Here is a 16,687-nt window from a genome sequence, read left to right on the forward strand (position 1 = left end):
GTTATACAATGAATGTACATCGTCTAAAATAATCCGCAAGAGGTGATCCTATGAGTGAAGCTGGAGCGGGCACCAGCCTGCATATAGTGCAGGGCTATTCCATTAAACAAACCGCTGAGCTGACTGGAATTACGGAGGATACCATCCGGTATTACGAGAAGATCGGATTGCTCCCCCGGGCGCAGCGCAAGGGAAACAGCCACCGTATCTACAGCGACAACGATATTGAGACCATGAAGCTGATTACCTGCCTCAAAAAAACAGGAATGTCGCTGGACGACATGCGTCCATATCTGGATCTGTCACTGGACTCGAACCTGTCCGAATACCCCGAGCTGCATGAAATGATCCTGAATCATAAGCAGAAAATCCTGGATCAGATCGCCTCGCTGCAGCAGATTGTAGACCTGATCGACAGTAAAATTGACCAGAACACCCTCGGACCACAGGAATGCGAGCTGACCGGAGGCCAGAAAAAGATGCCGGTGCGGCGGACAATCAGATAAAACTCGGAAGCTCTAGCCTTTAGGGGTGGGGCTTTTTTCATTGCACGATTTCGCGCAGCCTGCTTAAAATGAAAGGAATTGGCAACCATAGGCTTCCGAAGCAGTGCTATTAAGAAGATACTCAGGAAGCGCAGGCACGCCAAACTTTTTAGGGGGAATTGCATATGACGCAGATCATTGGTGCTCCGTTCAAATATATTCAGGGCAGCGGCGAGGTTTCCAGGCTCGGACTGTACTGCTCACAGCTTGGAGCGAAAGGGGTTTATGCTGTAGTTGATCCGTTTGTTCGCTCCCTGTATGGAGAAGAGATTACCCGTAGTTTTGAGCAGTATTCCGTTGCGCTCGTTCAGGAGGAATTCAGGGGAGAATGTTCGATTGAGCAGGTGGAGCGTATTGTCTCCGCAGCGCAGGCAGCGGTTAACAGCAATGTCATTGTAGGGATTGGCGGCGGCAAAACCTTGGATACGGCCAAAGCCGTCAGCCACTTTGCGGGTCTTCCTGTGGTTCTCGTTCCAACGGTGGCTTCTACGGATGCGCCATGCAGCGCACTGTCGGTGCTGTACACAGAGGATGGACAACTGGACCTATACCTCCCCTTGCGGCGCAACCCGGATATGGTGATTGCCGATGTGGATATTATCGCCAAAGCGCCGCCCAGACTGCTGGCTGCGGGTATGGGGGATGCGCTGTCTACTTACTATGAAGCCCGGGCCTGCCGTAGCGCAGGTGCGGCCACCCAGGCCGGGGGCAGCAGCTCCATCGCCGCCTTAGCCCTGGCCAAGGCTTGTCATGACACCCTGATTGCATATGGAGCGGAGGCACTGCGGGATTGCCGGGAAGGGATCGGGTCAGAAGCGGTTGGGCGGATCGTCGAGGCCAATATTTATCTCAGCGGCATTGGCTTTGAGAGCGGAGGACTGGCCGCGGCCCATGCGATTCATAATGGTCTTACGCTGCTGGAGGAATGCCGCCACATGCTGCATGGAGAGAAGGTTGCATTCGCCACATTGGCACAGCTGATGCTGGAGCAGGCACCGGCAGAAGAGCTCGCAGAGGCCACTGCTTTTTGCCGGATGGCAGGCTTGCCCGTAACCCTGGGCGAACTGGGCCTGAGCGCTGCAAAGACAGATAGGCTGATGATTGCCGCTGAAGCGAGCTGCGCAGCGGACAACCCGATGGGGAACATGCCGTTTGCCGTTTCGCCGCAGCAGGTGCTGGATGCTATGCTTGCGGCAGACCGGCAGGGACAGCAGGCTTCCTGACGATTGTTAATAATTGCGCAGCCGGACGGTACATATTTATCCTTCGTGTTCCAAACAATGAGAGCAAGGGTTGTAGAACTCGAAGGAGGCATTCCCTATGAAGAAGGGCAAACGTATGGTTAAGCGCATCAAGATGGATTTTTACCCTGCCGCAGTTTTTATATTAGCCCTCTGCGCTGCAATTCCGCCCGCATTTGGGGCCGGTCTTTCGCAGACTGCCCATCACAGCGGGGGGAACAAAGCAGCAGCTGTCCTGCTGGCTGAGCCCGCTGCGCCAAACGGCGGCCGCAGCTCCAGGGTGCAGTCTGCGGAGGACAGCGCAAGACGGAGCCGTGTAGCCATCATCATCGATGATCTCGGCAACGGCATGAAGGGGACTGACGAGATGTTTGCGCTCCCGGTCAAATTCACCGTAGCGGTAATGCCATTCCTGCCGACCTCGGTGAAAGATGCCACCAGGGCTCATGAGATGGGGCTTGATGTGCTGGTGCATCTGCCCATGGAGCCGCGCCAGGGCAAACCGGAATGGCTGGGTCCCGGAGCCGTCCTGACCCGGATGAGCGATGTGGAGGTCCGGAAATCGGTCGAGGCTGCACTGGATAATGTTCCGTTTGCCATTGGGATCAACAATCACATGGGCTCCAAGGTGACCGGGGATGAGCGGGTCATGGGGATTGTGCTGGCGGTCTGCAAGGAACGCGGATTGTTTTTTGTCGACAGCCATACCAATTACCGCTCCGTTACAGGAAGAATGGCGCGGGAGATCGGACTGCCTCCGGTGGAGAATCACATCTTTCTGGACGATGTTCATACCTCAGCCCACGTCGCGAAGCAAATGCGGCTGGCGCAGGAAAAGGCGCTGAATCAAAACTATTGTATAACCATCGGACATGTCGGCATCCACGGAAAAGAAACCGCCGCAGGTATCCGCAGCGGCATTGCCGTATTGAAGGACAGTGTTGAATTTGTCGGAATCTCCGAGCTGGTCAAAGGCCAGTGGAAATGGAATTCTGCGGTTACACTTCCATAAGATAGGCAGCAATGCCGCCCGCAATGGCTTCGGCAATTTCCTCCTGGCCTTTCGGGCTGCACAGCCTGCTCCGGTCACTCGGACTGCTAATGAATCCCGCCTCAACGATAACCGTTGTGGCGGTTATTTTGTTGAGCAGATAAAAGGGTTTGCCCGCCGTGGGTGCTGTTTTTACGCTATAGAGCTGGTTCAACTGGTCCTGAATTGACTTTGCCAGCAGGAAGCTGCGTCCTTCTTGGCGGTATAAAACCAAAGGCCCCTGTTTCGCCGGGGATGGCGCCCAATTGATATGAATACTGACCACCAAGTTCGCCGGCAGTGTCTCCGCCAGCTCTTTGCGCTGGGCCAGATCCTTCATATGCCGCGAGGAGCTGCGGAGCCAGCGGTTCTCGTCACTGGGCGCATAGTCGCCGGTCCGGTTCAGGATGGCATCAAAGCCATCGCTGCGCAGCAGCAGGAACAGACGGCGGGAAATCTCCAGTGTAATGTCTTTTTCCAGAATGGAGCCGTGCGAGGTGCCTCCATCGATGCCTCCATGGCCTGCATCAATCAGAATGATCCGTTGATCATGGCCCAGCATCTGCTGGCGTTCCGGACTTGCTTCCGTCCCGGAAGCCCCGGAAGTCCTGGAAGCTGCGGGTAGCGCCTGTGCCCCCGCTCCCGTTCCTGACATGAGCGACAGCAGCAGTCCTGCTGCTGTCAGAAGCAGCCACAAACGCCGGGTCTGCACTGCCGGGGAGCCCGCTGGGGTTTGTGTTTTCAAGTGAATAACCTCCTTGTCCAGGATATTGATCTTTTGGGATGGATACTATGTTAGAGTGCGCCGCCGCAGGCGAACCTATACGAAATACAGGGCAATGGTTTAGGGAAAGGCAGATTGGAGCAGACTAGATACATGAAGCTTATAGCTGACACAGGGGAATACCCGATCAAAGGAAACAGGAGGTGCCAAGATGGCTTCCGGCGGAGATGATCTGGTGAAGTTTATTACGGAGAAGGTAGTCGTCTATATGGAAGACCCGCGGGCCAGCCGGGAACGCAGAAAGGCTGGAAAGCAGCCGTGGGCGGAAAAATGGTTCGGGATGCTTCCGCTTGGCTGGTCTATATGGCGCAGCAAGTGGACCCGCGGCGGCAAATCGGACAGGACCCGGGCGGCTGCGCCAGATAAAAATAAAGACATGGAGAAACTCGGAACGTAGTAAGCTGCCATATCGGTTGAATTAAAAAACTGGGCTAGTCATTCTTAGTGGGAAAAAGTACCACTAATTCGGGTGAAAGCGGCTATATGGGATGAAGATGCACGAATTAGGTGTACAAAATCCAACTAAAACCTGCTGAAGCCAGGATTTCAGCAAATTAGTTTTACTTTTTCCACTTCGCTCTGGTTCATTATGAGCCACATTGCTTATCCCAAACTTTCAAGTTCTTTCAGTTCAACTCATATAGCGGAAATTACAACAAAAGCCTTCGCATGCCGGTTCGGACGGCATGCGAAGGCTTTTTGGTTTGCGCCTATTGCAATAATAGTATCATTTGCGGGGTGAAACCGCTCCTGGCGCAGAACCGAGCGTGGTGCTGCTCCGTTCCGAAGCCAGCGTGTGCAGGGTACCGCTGTCCTGCAGCGCCGCCAGAGGGAGATACCGCTTGCCTTCCGGACCGGAAGCAGCGTATAGAATGGCCGACCTGCCGCTTGCCGTGGCAGGTCCGGGGGCGGATAAGTCCCAGCTCTGGCAGCCGGTAATCATAAACGGAGCTCCAAACGCCTCATTGCGGCCCGGGGACTGAAAGGCAAGGCTGCCGCCGGAAGCGAGAGCAAGCGCGAATTGGTCACCGCTCAGGGGAGTCAGCGGCGGGGCTGTCAGCCACAGCAAATCGGCATAGGGATCATCCTGCCCCCCCGTCTGGTAGGCGGGAAGGGGAGCGAGGCCGGGTTCCAGGCTGGATATTGCGCCGGCAGCGGCAGATTTCACATGAAGCATATCCTCTGCCTTGCTAATGCTCCATGGCAGAACCTGCAGTACGGAGGCGTTAATATACAGTGTTTTGTTGTCTATCGTTAACTTCCATAACGGCAGCAGTGGAGCGTAGAGTGCCGTAAGTTCCAATTGTCCGGATAAGTTGGACGGGATAAGTTCCTGCTGCGCCAGAAACTGGCGCAGATCCTGCAAGCTGTAGGGGAGGCCGTAGCTTCCGGCTCCGTATTCACTGAGCATATAACCGCCTTGGTCCTTAGCGGTAATAATTAAATAGCCGATTCGCTGCTCTCCATCCATAACATTGACGAGCCAGCTGTGGGTTCCCGGTCCCAAGGGATAATATTCGGTGCCGGCATTTTTCCAGGAGGTGAAGGGCGGATCGGCAGACAGCTTGCTAATGGTCAGACGGGCGAAATCCTGCACGGATTCCGGTGAAGCCATCCATTTCATTTCAAGTAAAGGCAAAGAGGGTTGGGAGACCGCCTGCGTAACGGTTACCCGGGTACCTGTGGCGGACAGCTCGGCAGGAAATGCGGAACCCGCCGAGTACAGGGTAAGTCCCAGACACAGACAGAGGAGGAGGCGTACACCCCGTCCGAACCTGTCCGTCTGCCTTGCTTTTATCTTCATTTGTCGTTCACCTTTCCTAAAAAATAAAAATTTTCACACGATTCATCCTGCTTCTATTGTAGGGGACAAGCTCCAAAAAGACTGTTGCTTGCTGTCGCGCGGCCGTGCGGGAATTCCGCTGTTTTTTTGCCTGCTTTTAGCGAGCAGGGTCGCATCTTATGTGCTCCGCAGGTGGAAGAGGCCATAGGTTACGGCAGAAACTGCAATCTGCGGTTCGTACTGCCAAGCCGTTTCCTTGCGGCGGCGGTTGTATTGTTCAAGGGTGGCCAGCCTTTTTTCCTCATCCTGTTCTTTGAGCAGTTCCTGGTAGTATATGTCCACAATGTCCAGCTCCAGCCGCAGCCGTTCGCGTGCCTCCTCGGCCCAATTGTAGTCCATGAGGGCCAGCTTGGAGGTCAAATAGCCTTCGAGCCGGCCGGCCCCGTCAGCAACAGTCAGCTCGAAGGGCTGAATATGAATATTCTCGGGCAGGCGCGGAGTCAGCTCACGGGAGGCCAGTTTCGCTTCAAAGTCCGGGATGATCCGCCCGGAGGTGAGGGAGACGCCGATGAAATGCAGCTCCTCGCGCTTCAGATCGCAGCTCATCTCCACCTTGTAGCAGACAGCGAGCCATGGCTCATAGGCAGCCGAGAATAAGGTCATCCGTTGTCTGCTTCCCGGGTCCTCAAAGAGCTGCAGGCATTTGCCTTCATCTCTGGCGGCTGCCCAGATCTGCCGCAGCCGCTTGCTGCCGTAGATGATGTCCTCGCGCCTGATCATGCCGGGACCGATCCGGGGCAGCGCCGGAACGACCCCGAAAAAACGGGCGAGAATGCTGTCCTGCGGATCAGCCGGAACCCCGGGCGGCCCCATTGGCGGGCCGCCGGCAGTGATGCCGCCGGTGTCTGCGGCGGCTTCCATCCCGGCCGCTCCGGCTCCGGCCGGAAGACCCGTAGCGCTTGCGGGATTCCCCGGGCGCAGCGGCCGGGAAGGAGGGGCCGCCTGCGCCGCAGCGGCCAGATTGTCGTACTTCTCCGGCTCGAAGACGAAGGTGAACGACAGCGTCTCCGGGTCCACGCCCGTCCGCTCGACAAACCCCCAATAATAAGGCCGGTCCGTAAGCATCCGGTCCGCGCGCGGTGAGAGCTTCACCGTTACATGCAGCGGCGACGCTTCGATAATCGAGCATTCCGTCGCCTCCAGGTAATCCATCACTTGCCTGCGTATTTCCTGAGCGGTGAGTGTCATGCTTCAGCCCCCTGTTCGTCCCGCACCCCGTGGGTCAGCTCGCTCAGCGAATCGCCAATGTGATCCACGCCGCTGCGCAGCTCCTCGTCACTGCGGGCTTCGAGCATGATCTTATAGAGGCTTTTTTCCAGCGATTCCTTCTTCTCAAAGCGCTCCAGAATCACGTCCAGCCCGCCGATCACCATCTCGAACATGTTGATCTTCTCATGCAGCAGATGGAGAATATGTTCCTCAATGGTGCCTTCGGTGGATAGATTGTAGATGACCACATCATTCTCCTGGCCCAGCCGGTGCACCCGGCCGATACGCTGCTCGACCCGCATCGGGTTCCAGGGCAGATCGAAATTGATCATATGGTGGCAGAACTGCAGGTTGATGCCCTCGCCCCCGGCTTCCGTGGCAATCATCACCTGGGCGCGGCCGCGGAAGAGATCCATCATCCAGTCCTTTTTGCCCCGGTTCATGCCGCCGGAGTAGGTGACGCACTGGAGTCCGTGATCGCGGAAATACTGCAGGAGATACTCCTGGGTGGCCCGGTATTCGGTGAACACAATTACCTTTTCGTTCATTTCCCGGATCAGCTCCATGGTCTTTTCCGCTTTCGTGTTGGTTTTGACCGTGCGGATGGTCTGAAGCAGCTCCATCATCCGGTCGCGTTTGGGAGACTCGGCCGGAAGCTTTTTGATCAGATTGACGAGAGTGATGAATACGGCGTCCCGGCTGCTGCACACCTCCCGCTGAAGCGTGACCAGGGAGAGCATGCTGCTGAGATTGCCGCCAGCCTCCTGATATTGGTCTTTGACAAAAGCGGTGACACCGTCATATAATACTTTTTCCTCCGGTGAGAGCGTGAGCGGTATATTGCGCACTTTGCGCTTCGTGAAGGTGACCGGACCTTCGCCGCGGCGGTTGCGGATCATGACTTTGGAGAGTTCATCCCGGAGCTGAACTTCATTCTTCGGCTGGCGCTTGTCCACTACGAAATTACTGGCAAAATCCCCCTGGTTTCCAAGCTGGCCCGGCTTCAGCAGCGTAATCAGATTGAACAGCTCCCCGAGATCGTTTTGAACCGGAGTCGCGGTGAGCAGCAGGCAGTATTTTTTGCGGAGCTGCTGAACGAACAGGTAGTTGGAGGATTTTTTGTTTTTGAGTTTATGGGCTTCATCGATAATCAGCATGTCGTATTCATTGTTCAGCAGCATTTCCTTGTGCGGGTCCCGCTTGGCGGTATCCATAGAGGCGACCACAATGTCATTGCCCCAGGAGTAGGATTTCTTCTGGGCTACAGCGGAAATCCCGAATTTGGTATTCAGCTCGCGCACCCATTGCAGCACCAGTGAAGCGGGAACAAGAATGAGCACCCTGGCCACAAGTCCCCGCACCAGATATTCCTTCAGCACAAGCCCGGCTTCAATCGTCTTGCCAAGCCCGACCTCGTCGGCGAGAATGGCGCGTCCTGACATTTGGAACAGTACCTTATGGGCGGTATCAAGCTGGTGGGGGAGCGGGGACAGCCCGGACAGATGCTTCATGCACTGCAGCTCATCAAAGCTGGTGACAAGCCCGGACTTCTCGCCCTCGACGGCCAGTCTGGATAATCTCCAGTCTCCCCAAGGTCCGCCCTTGTCCAGCCTTGACTCTAAATCATTCAGCCAGTTTCGTTCAAAAGACAGGGGAACAGGAAGCAGGGGGGCCGGGGTACCCGCCTCTTCGGGCAGGGAATTGCGGAATAATTGCGTCATGTTGCAGCCTCCTCCGGTGCTTGGTTCATATCGAACGCGTAGCAGTAGTATGCTCTTAAAGAGAGAATTCATAACCTGCTATTTTCGGCCGGATGTTGTAAAATAGCGAGCAAGAGGGAGTAAAAGTGCCATCTTTTGCCGATATTTCGGCGAGATGCTCCTATTTTCGAAAAAGACCTTCCACACAATATGTGGTATAGTTGAAAAGCTGACTGACACAATATATTGTTACAAATGCTTGAAATTTTTGATTACAACGTGCATTTTGCGGTTATTTTTTATTGACAAGGGAATCTTCCTGAGTGCACGCCGGCAGCGGCGGATACCCGCAAAGTTTCTGCTGAAATATAGGGATTTATAGATCAGCGCCATGAGGCATCCTTGTATTTCATGGTTTACATATCACAATATCCGGGAGGTTTTTCTATTGAGTACAGTGGAACGCAAGCAGCGTCTTGAGGGTCTGAGCGAAAAAATATTTTTGGACCGCTACGCCTGGAAGGATGCGGACAGCAACAATGCCAAGGTAGGCGATGTGGTGCTTGTGCTGACCAAAGACGATCCGAAATTCCCTACCAAGGAAGTCGGAGAAATTGTTGAACGCACCGGGCGTATCGTAACGGTAAAAACACGCAGCGGCGAGCTTGTAGAGTCCGATGTGGAGAAGCTGACGCTTAACATAGAGAAGACCCCGGAAGAAATGTGGGACCGGCTTGCCTCCGCCATGGCTTCCGTAGAGTCTACCCCTGAGCTTCAGGAAGAGTGGACAGGTAAATTCCGGTCGATTCTGGATGACTGGAAGCTTGTTCCGGGCGGCCGGATTGCCGCAGGTGCCGGAGCAAGCGAAGAACTGACACTGTTCAACTGCTATGTCGTGCCTTCGCCAAAAGACAGCCGGGGCGGCATCATGCAGACGCTGTCCGAAATGACAGAAATCATGGCCCGCGGCGGCGGAGTTGGCATTAACCTGTCCTCGCTGCGCCCGCGCCGCGCGATTGTCAGAGGCGTGAACGGCTCATCCAGCGGCTCCGTATCCTGGGGCGGGCTGTTCAGCTACACAACCGGACTGATTGAGCAGGGCGGAAGCCGCCGCGGCGCGCTGATGCTGATGATCAATGACTGGCATCCGGATGTTGTCGATTTCATCACCGTGAAGCAGACCATGGGTCAGGTGACAAATGCCAACCTGTCGGTATGCGTGAGCAACTCTTTTATGAAGGCTGTGAAGGAGGATCTGGACTGGGAGCTGGTCTTCCCGGATACCACCGATCCTGATTATGATGCAGTCTGGGACGGCGATCTGGATAAATGGAAGGCTGACGGACGCGCAGTCATTCCTTACCGCACGGTCAAGGCCCGCGATGTCTGGCATACCATTATTGAATCGGCCTGGAAATCGGCTGAGCCGGGCGTCGTATTCATGGAATACTATAATCAGATGTCCAACAGCTGGTACTTCAACCCGATTATCTGCACGAATCCGTGCGGTGAGCAGGGTCTGCCGGGCTGGGGCGTGTGCAATCTGTCTGCCGTCAACCTCTCCAAATTCTATGATGCGGAGAATCATGATGTGGATTGGGCTGATCTTGCGACGACTACCCGCTATTCCGTCCGTTTTCTGGACAACGTCATTGACAAGACACCATACCACTTCCCGGAAAATGAAGCCAATCAGCGCAAGGAACGCCGCGTAGGTCTGGGAACCATGGGTCTGGCCGAGCTGATGATCAAGCTGAACATCCGCTATGGCAGCCCGGAATCGCTGGAGTTCCTGGACAAGCTCTACGGCTTCATGGCCCGCGAAGCCTACCTGGCTTCGTCCGAAATTGCCGGTGAGAAGGGTTCCTTCCAGGCCTTTGATACAGAGAAATATCTGCTGAGCGGATTTATGAAAAACATCACCGAAACCTACCCTGAAGTAGGTGAATCGATCCGTAAGAACGGCATGCGCAATGTTACCGTTATTACTCAGGCACCTACAGGCAGCACGGGGACCATGGTCGGCACCTCGACCGGGATCGAGCCTTATTTTGCCTTCAAATACTTCCGTCAGAGCCGTCTCGGCTACGACGAGCAATTCGTGCCGATTGCCCAGGAATGGCTGGAAGCCCATCCGGGTGAAGAGCTCCCGGATTACTTCGTGACCTCGATGGATCTGTCCGCCAAGGATCATATCCGGGCGCAGGCGGCAATCCAGCGCTGGGTGGACAGCTCGATCTCCAAAACGGCGAACTGCCCGTCCGACTTCACCGTTGAGGAAACGGCAGAGCTGTATGAAATGGCCTTCGATCTGGGCTGCAAAGGCGTAACGATCTACCGTGACGGCAGCCGTGACGTACAGGTGCTGGAAACCTCGAAGAAGGAAGACAAGAAGGATGCCCCGGCAGCTGAAGCCGCAGCTCCGGCTGCTGAACCGGCTGCACCGGTTGCAACAGCTGCAACAGCCAGCGCAGTTGCAGCCACTGTTCCTGCGCCGCAGGTAAGCGCAGTAGACAAACAATACAAAAAACGCCCGCAGGTGCTGCGCGGCGCTACCTATAAGATCAACACGCCATTCGGCATGGCGTATATCACCATCAATGACCTGGACGGCATTCCGGCCGAAATCTTCCTGAATGTCGGCAAAGCCGGCTCCGACGTCTTCGCCATGGCCGAAGCGCTGGGCCGTGTCTGCTCGCTGTTCCTCCGCTACGGCGACCACGGCGAGAAGGTTGAGCTGCTGATCAAGCATCTCAAAGGCATCGGCGGCTCCGGCGCCATCGGCTTCGGCGCGAACCGCGTCGAGTCCATCGCCGACGCGGTAGCGAAAGCCCTGGAAACCCATGTGCTGAACAACGCCCATGACGACCATGTGCCCGCTCCAATCGCGGCCACGCTGGAGCTTGATTTCAACGAAGCACTCAGCGCCGAGCTGAAATCCAGCGTCCCGGCGGCAGCTTCCACCGATGACGGCCACGGCGGCCACAGTGCGCACAGCCATGCCACCGCCTCCCGCGACCTCTGCCCATCCTGCGGCAGCGCCTCGCTGATCAACATCGAAGGCTGCAAGACCTGCAGCAACTGCGGGTATAGCCGGTGCGGGTAAGGGGATAGAGGATTTGAAGTGAAAGTCGCATCATTGAGATCGAGTTTTAAATGAACACAATAAAAGTCCCGACTAGGAATTCCTACATCGGGACCTTTTTGTTGTGATAAATAATGTTATTTGTTTACTGAATGAACAGCTAATAAAACTTGCCCAATTTTTAATCGTTCGAGGATATATCTATACAAAAGCCCGCAATCAGCCGATCCGGCCAATTGCGGGCTTCTTTTTCAAATATTACTCCCTTACTTCTCAAGGAATCCGGTTGAAGGGTTTGTGATAAAAAAGCCTTCCTCAGGCACATAGAAAAATTGAATCCATACGCCATCCAGCAGCGGCTCACGCGTATCCAACAGCACCTCAATGTCCTTGTCAGTAGCGACAACTTCATCATGCTCGGTCGGCGTATCAAGTGTGATGGCGTAATGGCCGTGATTGCCATGGTTCTGGGTAATGACAACACGGATCTTTTTGCCTTCCGCTTCAGGAGTGCTGAGCATATCTTTCAGAACTTTTGCTGCGTTACGGTTAATTTTACATTTCATCCTCAGGTGCGCCTCTATTCTTCATCATATTCAATAAGAAGTTCATTATAACACAATTCAAGGTACTATATATAATTCAGTGAAATTCATGCGGCTAATCATGAGAAAAGCCCGCAGCCAGCCATTTCGGCCAGTTACGGACTTTGTACATTTGTCTGCCGTTCGGAAACTTCTCAACCTGCATTCTTTATATATACATCCTCGTTAGAGACAGGTACCGCAAGAATATGGCGGAGAATATAGTTTTTTTCTTCATCCGATAATTGCGATTTTTGCAGCAGTTCGTGAATATTGCGCTCGATGGCCTGAACCTGTCTGAGAAATTGATCAATTTCGTATTGTTCTGTCATACTTGACTCCTCTTCGGGGCGCCGGATGCGATTTAACAACTTAAGTGTAACCGCCAATTATTAAATTGCAGTAATGAGAAGATTAAGAAAACATAAACATGCAAAAAACTACCTTTAATACGTAACTAAAATAATGGCCTCCGCTTGCTTTACAACTTTTTGGCCAAGCGATGCAGGAAATTGGGCTCCATCCGCCGACTGGAGCGGACAGAGGAGCCCGTATTTTGCCAAAAACCTTACTTTTTCAGCAGTTACGGACTCAGGAGCCGTTATATCGTTCGAATGAGCCTTGAATAAAGGGAAAAGGGACAAATAAAGGCATCTCGGTCCGTTGTCCTGCGGAATAGCCGAATCCTCCTGCAATAACGGCTTTCCTGTCCGCAACGGCTGTGGATAGATCGTGAAGGAATAGGGCGGTCCATCTTCAACATGCCCCCGTTGATTTGGGAGCGGTGGGGTTAGAGTTTTACAAGTTTTTATAATGCTTGACATCCCCATGCAGTATAATCTCAGCAGCATCATCCGTGATATCGATTCTTGAAAGGCTGGTTGGAAGGATTTCGGGCGATTTCCATAGCTGCTTCAGTTCGCTTCCGGCAAAATGAGCCATCAGCATCTTTACTACAATGGTATGCGTAACGATGAGCACCGATTTCCCGGGGTGTTTCTGCACAATTTCATTTAAGAATCCAATGGCTCTGTCATGCACTTGCGTATACGTTTCGCTATCAGTTATTGCAAACTTCTCAGGGTCGTTCCAGAAAAGATTCCATTGCTCAGGAAACTGGGCCTCCACGTCAGCGTGAACACGTCCTTCCCAAATCCCAAACCCCATCTCCATCAGCGCTTCGGAAGTTTCCAATGGGATATTCCTGTCCCCGCAAATTAATTTAGCCGTCCGAATAGCCCGGGACTCGGACTCGTGTAGACAATGTCTAAGGGAACAGCATCCAAAACGGTTTTTAGGCTTTCTGCCTGACGGACTCCAAGTGCTGTTAAGGGGGAATCTTCAAAACCTTGCATACGGTGCACAACGTTCCATTCCGTTTCACCGTGTCGTGTCAAATAAAGTTTCATACTCATAAAAATGGCCTCCATCTTTTCATTACAGAAAATTATAACATTATCCTATCCCTGCGAGGGAACAGTATTTATGAAAAAGAGTGGACAAAATAAATATAATGGGTTATCTTTTTACTTATTACAAGTATTATAATAAGTATTGTATTAAGGGGAATGATGATGAGTCCAATTGCGAATAATACGATGCGCGTCAAGAAGATGAACCAGGAGCTTGTTAGGCAGACGCTCAAAGCAAATAAGAAGGCTACAAAAGCTGCTGTGGCTAAATCCACAGGTTTGAGTCTTGGCACCTGCGGGAGCATTCTGAATGAGCTTTTAGTAGCAGGTGAAGTGCTGGAGCTGGAAACAGAAGAATCTAATGGCGGCCGGCCGGCAAAAGTGTATCAATACAATATGGATTTTGCTTTTATTGCTTGCATTATCATCAAAGCCGGATTGAAAAAGCACTCTATTGAATTCACGGTGGCAAACCTGGCTGGGGAAGTGGTGGAGAAGGGGCGTGAGGAATACATGCCGCTAGATTTTACCGCTATAGATCAAATAACCGGCCGCCTTGTCGCCCGTTATCCCAAGATTCAGGCTATAGGCTTTGGTGTTCCTGGGGCAGTTAATCAGGGAATTATGAATATTAGTGATATTGCTGAATTAATTGATGTCGAAATTGAGGCGTTAATTCGTGAGAAGTATGGCGTAGAGGTTATTTTAGAGAATGATATGAATTTAACCGTGTATGGTTTTTACCACAAACAAGAATATGAAGAAGAGAAGTCTGTTGCTGTTGCAACTTTTATCGAAGGCTGCTTCCCTGGATCAGGCATGATGGTGAACGGGCATATTCATAGAGGAAATTCTAGTTTTGCCGGAGAGATTTCTTTCCTGCCTTATGGGATGTCCCGTGCAGAGCAATTTCAGCGGTTGCATGACCGCAACACTTTTCATTCTACGGCCGCTCATGCAGTAAGCAGTCTGATCGCCGTCATGAATCCTGAAATGATTGCTTTGACAGGAAGCCTGATACAACCTGCAGATATCGCTCTGATTCGTCAGGAATGTCTAAAGGATATACCCGAGATGCATATGCCGCAGCTTACGCTGCTTAAGCATCCGGAGGAGGACTACATGCATGGTCTAATCCGTATGACGCTAGAAAGTTTATCCTATTCATACCAACTGGTGGAGAAGAGAATTTGAGGCGAACGAACAGGGGATTTTAAATGGAAGTTCTCAAAAATAAGCATCTTACTTCACGTTCTGTCACCTATATTTTTGCCGGATTAATTTTAATTAATATCTGTGCCAACTATATTAGCGGGAGCACGGGGATTTATGCAGCGACGGCCTTTCGGGAATACGATCGAATTGATCTGCTAAGTATACTTTTTGTAATTGAACCTTTGACAAGAAGCGCAGCGTTGCTTATTTCCGGAAGCGCTGGAGAATACTTCGGACGCAAAAAGCTTTATTTATGGAGTGTAGGCGCATATGCCTTTAGTATTTTCCTATGTGCACTATCACCTGATGGTTTTTTGTTTCTGATTGCTCAAGGGGCTTCCGGTTTCTTTTGGGGCCTGTTCTTCTCTAATGTTTTCTCTATTCTTAATGATGTGGTTCCTGAAAAAGAGTACCCTGTCCGGCTCGCTACGTTACAGACCGTCAACTTTAGCGTGCTGATTATTGGCCCTGTTATCTGTGGCCTGTTAACTGAATACTGGAACTGGCGAGTGTCACTATTTGCGTTGTGCCCGTTATTTGCAGCGGGTTTAGCATTTATTTGGTTCTTCATGCCTGATTTTAACCAACGAAAATTCTCTGAAGCACAATATGCTCCTCAAAATATATTGAAAGATTTACAGATCAGCGTCTTGCTGAAGCACAGAGGATTCCTGATCGTTTCGCTGATTACGTTTGTTTTTACTTGTATAACATGTAGCGGTAAATACATTCCACTGTATGCGCAGACTGCACTTAATTCCAGTGCAACTATCAGCGCGCTAATATTACTCCCGTGCAACTTACTTGGCATGCTGACAGCCGGTTTATCTGGTTGGTACATTAAAAAGAAGGGGTGCAGCAAACGCTTCATGCTGGTAATGGCGGGAGCCGGATTTATGGGCACCCTATTTTACGCGGGAATGATCTTTTTCACCAATTATTCGATCGTCATCCTGTCTACAGCCATCATTGGGATAGGCTTAGGTATTTATCAAGTGGCTCCTTTCGCCTATGCCCAAGCTTATATGGGAGAACAACTGATTGCTAAAGGCACCGCATTTATTGGTTTTATTCAAGGTGCTGCGTCAGTCCTGGGAGGCGTCGTCTTCTCTCTCACCATCGGGAAGGGGGTGGCCTTTGCTCTGGCGACAACTTTCATTTATGGCGTTGTTTTACTATGGATTACAGTTTTTCACTATAAAGAACCGGCAAAACTAAATGTACTACATCATGAACCATACGAAAGGCAGGAACAGTAAATGAATCAGAAAGAAAGAATGCTTGCAGGACTCCCGTACAAGGCATGGCTGGATGGATTAAGTGAAGAGCGGACCGCCAACAAGCTGAAAATTCATGAATATAATCTGCTGCGCCCCGATGAAACGGAGAGAAGGGATGAATTAATCCGCAGCATCCTTGGTCATACAGGCAAAAATGTGTACATTGAACCCCCCTTCCATTGCGACTACGGCTCAAATATCTCGGTGGGCGAAAACTTCTATGCCAATTTCAATTGCACCATTCTAGATGTCGGCAAGGTTGTAATGGGGAGAATGTCATGTTCGCACCGAATGTGTCCATCTATACCGCTGGTCATCCCGTTCATCCGGATTCTAGAAACTCAGGGTATGAATATGGGATTGCGATCACAATCGGAAATAACGTATGGATTGGAGGCAATGCTATCATCAATCCCGGCGTGACCATCGGACACAATGTGGTGATTGGGGCAGGCAGTGTAGTAACTAAAGACATACCTGATAATGTTATCGCAGCAGGAAGTCCTTGCCGGGTTATCCGTGAAATCACGGAAGAGGACCGGAAATATTATTTTAAAGATAAAGAGTTTGACGTGCCGGATTATATTTAAATATATACTCCAAAAGATTAATGGCAGTACAGGACTCAGAAGATGAGTTCTGTACTGCCTTTCTTAAAATATAAGAATTTATATGCTTCACGCTGTAAATTATCCTTCTATTTCTCGCTGAAACGGGTACCGTCCTAATAAGGACGGCGTAGCCGTTTCTACTTGTGTG

13 protein-coding genes and 2 pseudogenes are annotated in these 16,687 nt (G+C 51.9%); 8 read left to right on the forward strand and 7 right to left on the reverse strand.

All coding sequences use genetic code 11. The features are described 5' to 3' along the window. Positions 1 to 50 precede the first annotated feature (50 nt). From JI735_RS21950 to JI735_RS21960, 3 genes are all read left to right on the forward strand, one after another. Positions 51 to 506, forward strand: coding sequence for a MerR family transcriptional regulator (locus JI735_RS21950; protein ID WP_051052335.1), 456 nt, complete (start codon positions 51 to 53; stop codon positions 504 to 506). A 164-nt stretch (positions 507 to 670) separates the two neighbouring features. Continuing rightward, on the forward strand, positions 671 to 1,768 hold the full coding sequence (locus tag JI735_RS21955) for a glycerol dehydrogenase (RefSeq protein ID WP_202676434.1): 1,098 nt from the start codon (positions 671 to 673) through the stop codon (positions 1,766 to 1,768). A gap of 97 nt (positions 1,769 to 1,865) precedes the next feature. Next, positions 1,866 to 2,798 carry a divergent polysaccharide deacetylase family protein gene (locus tag JI735_RS21960; RefSeq protein ID WP_039839609.1) on the forward strand — a complete coding sequence of 311 codons (933 nt, stop codon included), beginning with the start codon at positions 1,866 to 1,868 and terminating at the stop codon, positions 2,796 to 2,798. Here JI735_RS21960 and JI735_RS21965 read toward each other — a convergent pair. After that, positions 2,785 to 3,561, reverse strand: a complete 777-nt coding sequence (locus tag JI735_RS21965; RefSeq protein WP_233182760.1) for an N-acetylmuramoyl-L-alanine amidase — start codon at positions 3,559 to 3,561, stop codon at positions 2,785 to 2,787. The genes JI735_RS21960 and JI735_RS21965 overlap by 14 nt on opposite strands. Positions 3,562 to 3,751: 190 nt before the next feature. Here JI735_RS21965 and JI735_RS21970 point away from each other — a divergent pair, with 190 nt between their 5' ends. After that, positions 3,752 to 3,997, forward strand: coding sequence for a YqzE family protein (locus JI735_RS21970; protein WP_039839606.1), 246 nt, complete (start codon positions 3,752 to 3,754; stop codon positions 3,995 to 3,997). Positions 3,998 to 4,327: 330 nt separating this feature from the next. Here the strand turns inward: JI735_RS21970 and JI735_RS21975 are convergent, their stop codons facing one another. The 3 genes from JI735_RS21975 to JI735_RS21985 all read right to left on the reverse strand — a co-directional run bounded on the left by JI735_RS21975 (position 4,328) and on the right by JI735_RS21985 (position 8,373). Next, a complete protein-coding gene (locus tag JI735_RS21975) occupies positions 4,328 to 5,404 on the reverse strand; it encodes a hypothetical protein (RefSeq protein WP_202676435.1) in 1,077 nt (358 codons plus the stop codon). A 156-nt stretch (positions 5,405 to 5,560) separates the two neighbouring features. Continuing rightward, positions 5,561 to 6,631, reverse strand: a complete 1,071-nt coding sequence (locus JI735_RS21980; protein ID WP_202676436.1) for a YqhG family protein — start codon at positions 6,629 to 6,631, stop codon at positions 5,561 to 5,563. Next, positions 6,628 to 8,373, reverse strand: a complete 1,746-nt coding sequence (locus JI735_RS21985) for a DEAD/DEAH box helicase (protein ID WP_051052331.1) — start codon at positions 8,371 to 8,373, stop codon at positions 6,628 to 6,630. Before JI735_RS21985 ends, JI735_RS21980 begins: the two co-directional genes overlap by 4 nt. 427 nt (positions 8,374 to 8,800) lie before the next feature. On the opposite strand from JI735_RS21985, the gene JI735_RS21990 reads away from it, so the two are divergent. Continuing rightward, positions 8,801 to 11,458 carry an adenosylcobalamin-dependent ribonucleoside-diphosphate reductase gene (locus JI735_RS21990; protein ID WP_202676437.1) on the forward strand — a complete coding sequence of 886 codons (2,658 nt, stop codon included), beginning with the start codon at positions 8,801 to 8,803 and terminating at the stop codon, positions 11,456 to 11,458. A gap of 245 nt (positions 11,459 to 11,703) precedes the next feature. Here JI735_RS21990 and JI735_RS21995 read toward each other — a convergent pair whose 3' ends face one another. From JI735_RS21995 to JI735_RS22005, 3 genes and pseudogenes are all read right to left on the reverse strand, one after another. Beyond that, positions 11,704 to 12,003 carry a hypothetical protein gene (locus tag JI735_RS21995; protein WP_020429858.1) on the reverse strand — a complete coding sequence of 100 codons (300 nt, stop codon included), beginning with the start codon at positions 12,001 to 12,003 and terminating at the stop codon, positions 11,704 to 11,706. A 173-nt stretch (positions 12,004 to 12,176) separates the two neighbouring features. Beyond that, complete coding sequence (locus JI735_RS22000; RefSeq protein ID WP_157764218.1) at positions 12,177 to 12,353, reverse strand: hypothetical protein; 177 nt, start codon at positions 12,351 to 12,353, stop codon at positions 12,177 to 12,179. 466 nt (positions 12,354 to 12,819) lie between these two features. Then, a pseudogene (locus JI735_RS22005) lies at positions 12,820 to 13,451 on the reverse strand (histidine phosphatase family protein). A 144-nt stretch (positions 13,452 to 13,595) separates the two neighbouring features. Between JI735_RS22005 and JI735_RS22015 the strand changes: the two are divergent. The 3 genes and pseudogenes from JI735_RS22015 to JI735_RS22025 all read left to right on the forward strand — a co-directional run bounded on the left by JI735_RS22015 (position 13,596) and on the right by JI735_RS22025 (position 16,518). Further along, on the forward strand, positions 13,596 to 14,627 hold the full coding sequence (locus JI735_RS22015; RefSeq protein ID WP_039839570.1) for an ROK family protein: 1,032 nt from the start codon (positions 13,596 to 13,598) through the stop codon (positions 14,625 to 14,627). A 23-nt stretch (positions 14,628 to 14,650) separates the two neighbouring features. Further along, complete coding sequence (locus JI735_RS22020) at positions 14,651 to 15,907, forward strand: MFS transporter (protein WP_051052329.1); 1,257 nt, start codon at positions 14,651 to 14,653, stop codon at positions 15,905 to 15,907. Further along, positions 15,908 to 16,518: pseudogene (locus JI735_RS22025) on the forward strand (sugar O-acetyltransferase). Positions 16,519 to 16,687: the final 169 nt, after the last annotated feature.

This window comes from Paenibacillus sonchi (genome assembly GCF_016772475.1).
In the GTDB taxonomy this organism is placed as follows: domain Bacteria; phylum Bacillota; class Bacilli; order Paenibacillales; family Paenibacillaceae; genus Paenibacillus_AQ; species Paenibacillus_AQ sonchi.

Bases quoted from the DNA above. Each gene is read 5' to 3' on its own strand.
- JI735_RS21950 (WP_051052335.1), top strand. From the start codon at position 51: ATGAGTGAAGCTGGAGCGGGCACCAGCCTGCATATAGTGCAGGGCTAT.
- JI735_RS21955 (WP_202676434.1), top strand. From the start codon at position 671: ATGACGCAGATCATTGGTGCTCCGTTCAAATATATTCAGGGCAGCGGC.
- JI735_RS21960 (WP_039839609.1), top strand. From the start codon at position 1,866: ATGAAGAAGGGCAAACGTATGGTTAAGCGCATCAAGATGGATTTTTAC.
- JI735_RS21970 (WP_039839606.1), top strand. From the start codon at position 3,752: ATGGCTTCCGGCGGAGATGATCTGGTGAAGTTTATTACGGAGAAGGTA.
- JI735_RS21975 (WP_202676435.1), bottom strand. From the start codon at position 5,404: ATGAAGATAAAAGCAAGGCAGACGGACAGGTTCGGACGGGGTGTACGC.
- JI735_RS21980 (WP_202676436.1), bottom strand. From the start codon at position 6,631: ATGACACTCACCGCTCAGGAAATACGCAGGCAAGTGATGGATTACCTG.
- JI735_RS21985 (WP_051052331.1), bottom strand. From the start codon at position 8,373: ATGACGCAATTATTCCGCAATTCCCTGCCCGAAGAGGCGGGTACCCCG.
- JI735_RS21995 (WP_020429858.1), bottom strand. From the start codon at position 12,003: ATGAAATGTAAAATTAACCGTAACGCAGCAAAAGTTCTGAAAGATATG.
- JI735_RS22000 (WP_157764218.1), bottom strand. From the start codon at position 12,353: ATGACAGAACAATACGAAATTGATCAATTTCTCAGACAGGTTCAGGCC.
- JI735_RS22015 (WP_039839570.1), top strand. From the start codon at position 13,596: ATGAGTCCAATTGCGAATAATACGATGCGCGTCAAGAAGATGAACCAG.
- JI735_RS22020 (WP_051052329.1), top strand. From the start codon at position 14,651: ATGGAAGTTCTCAAAAATAAGCATCTTACTTCACGTTCTGTCACCTAT.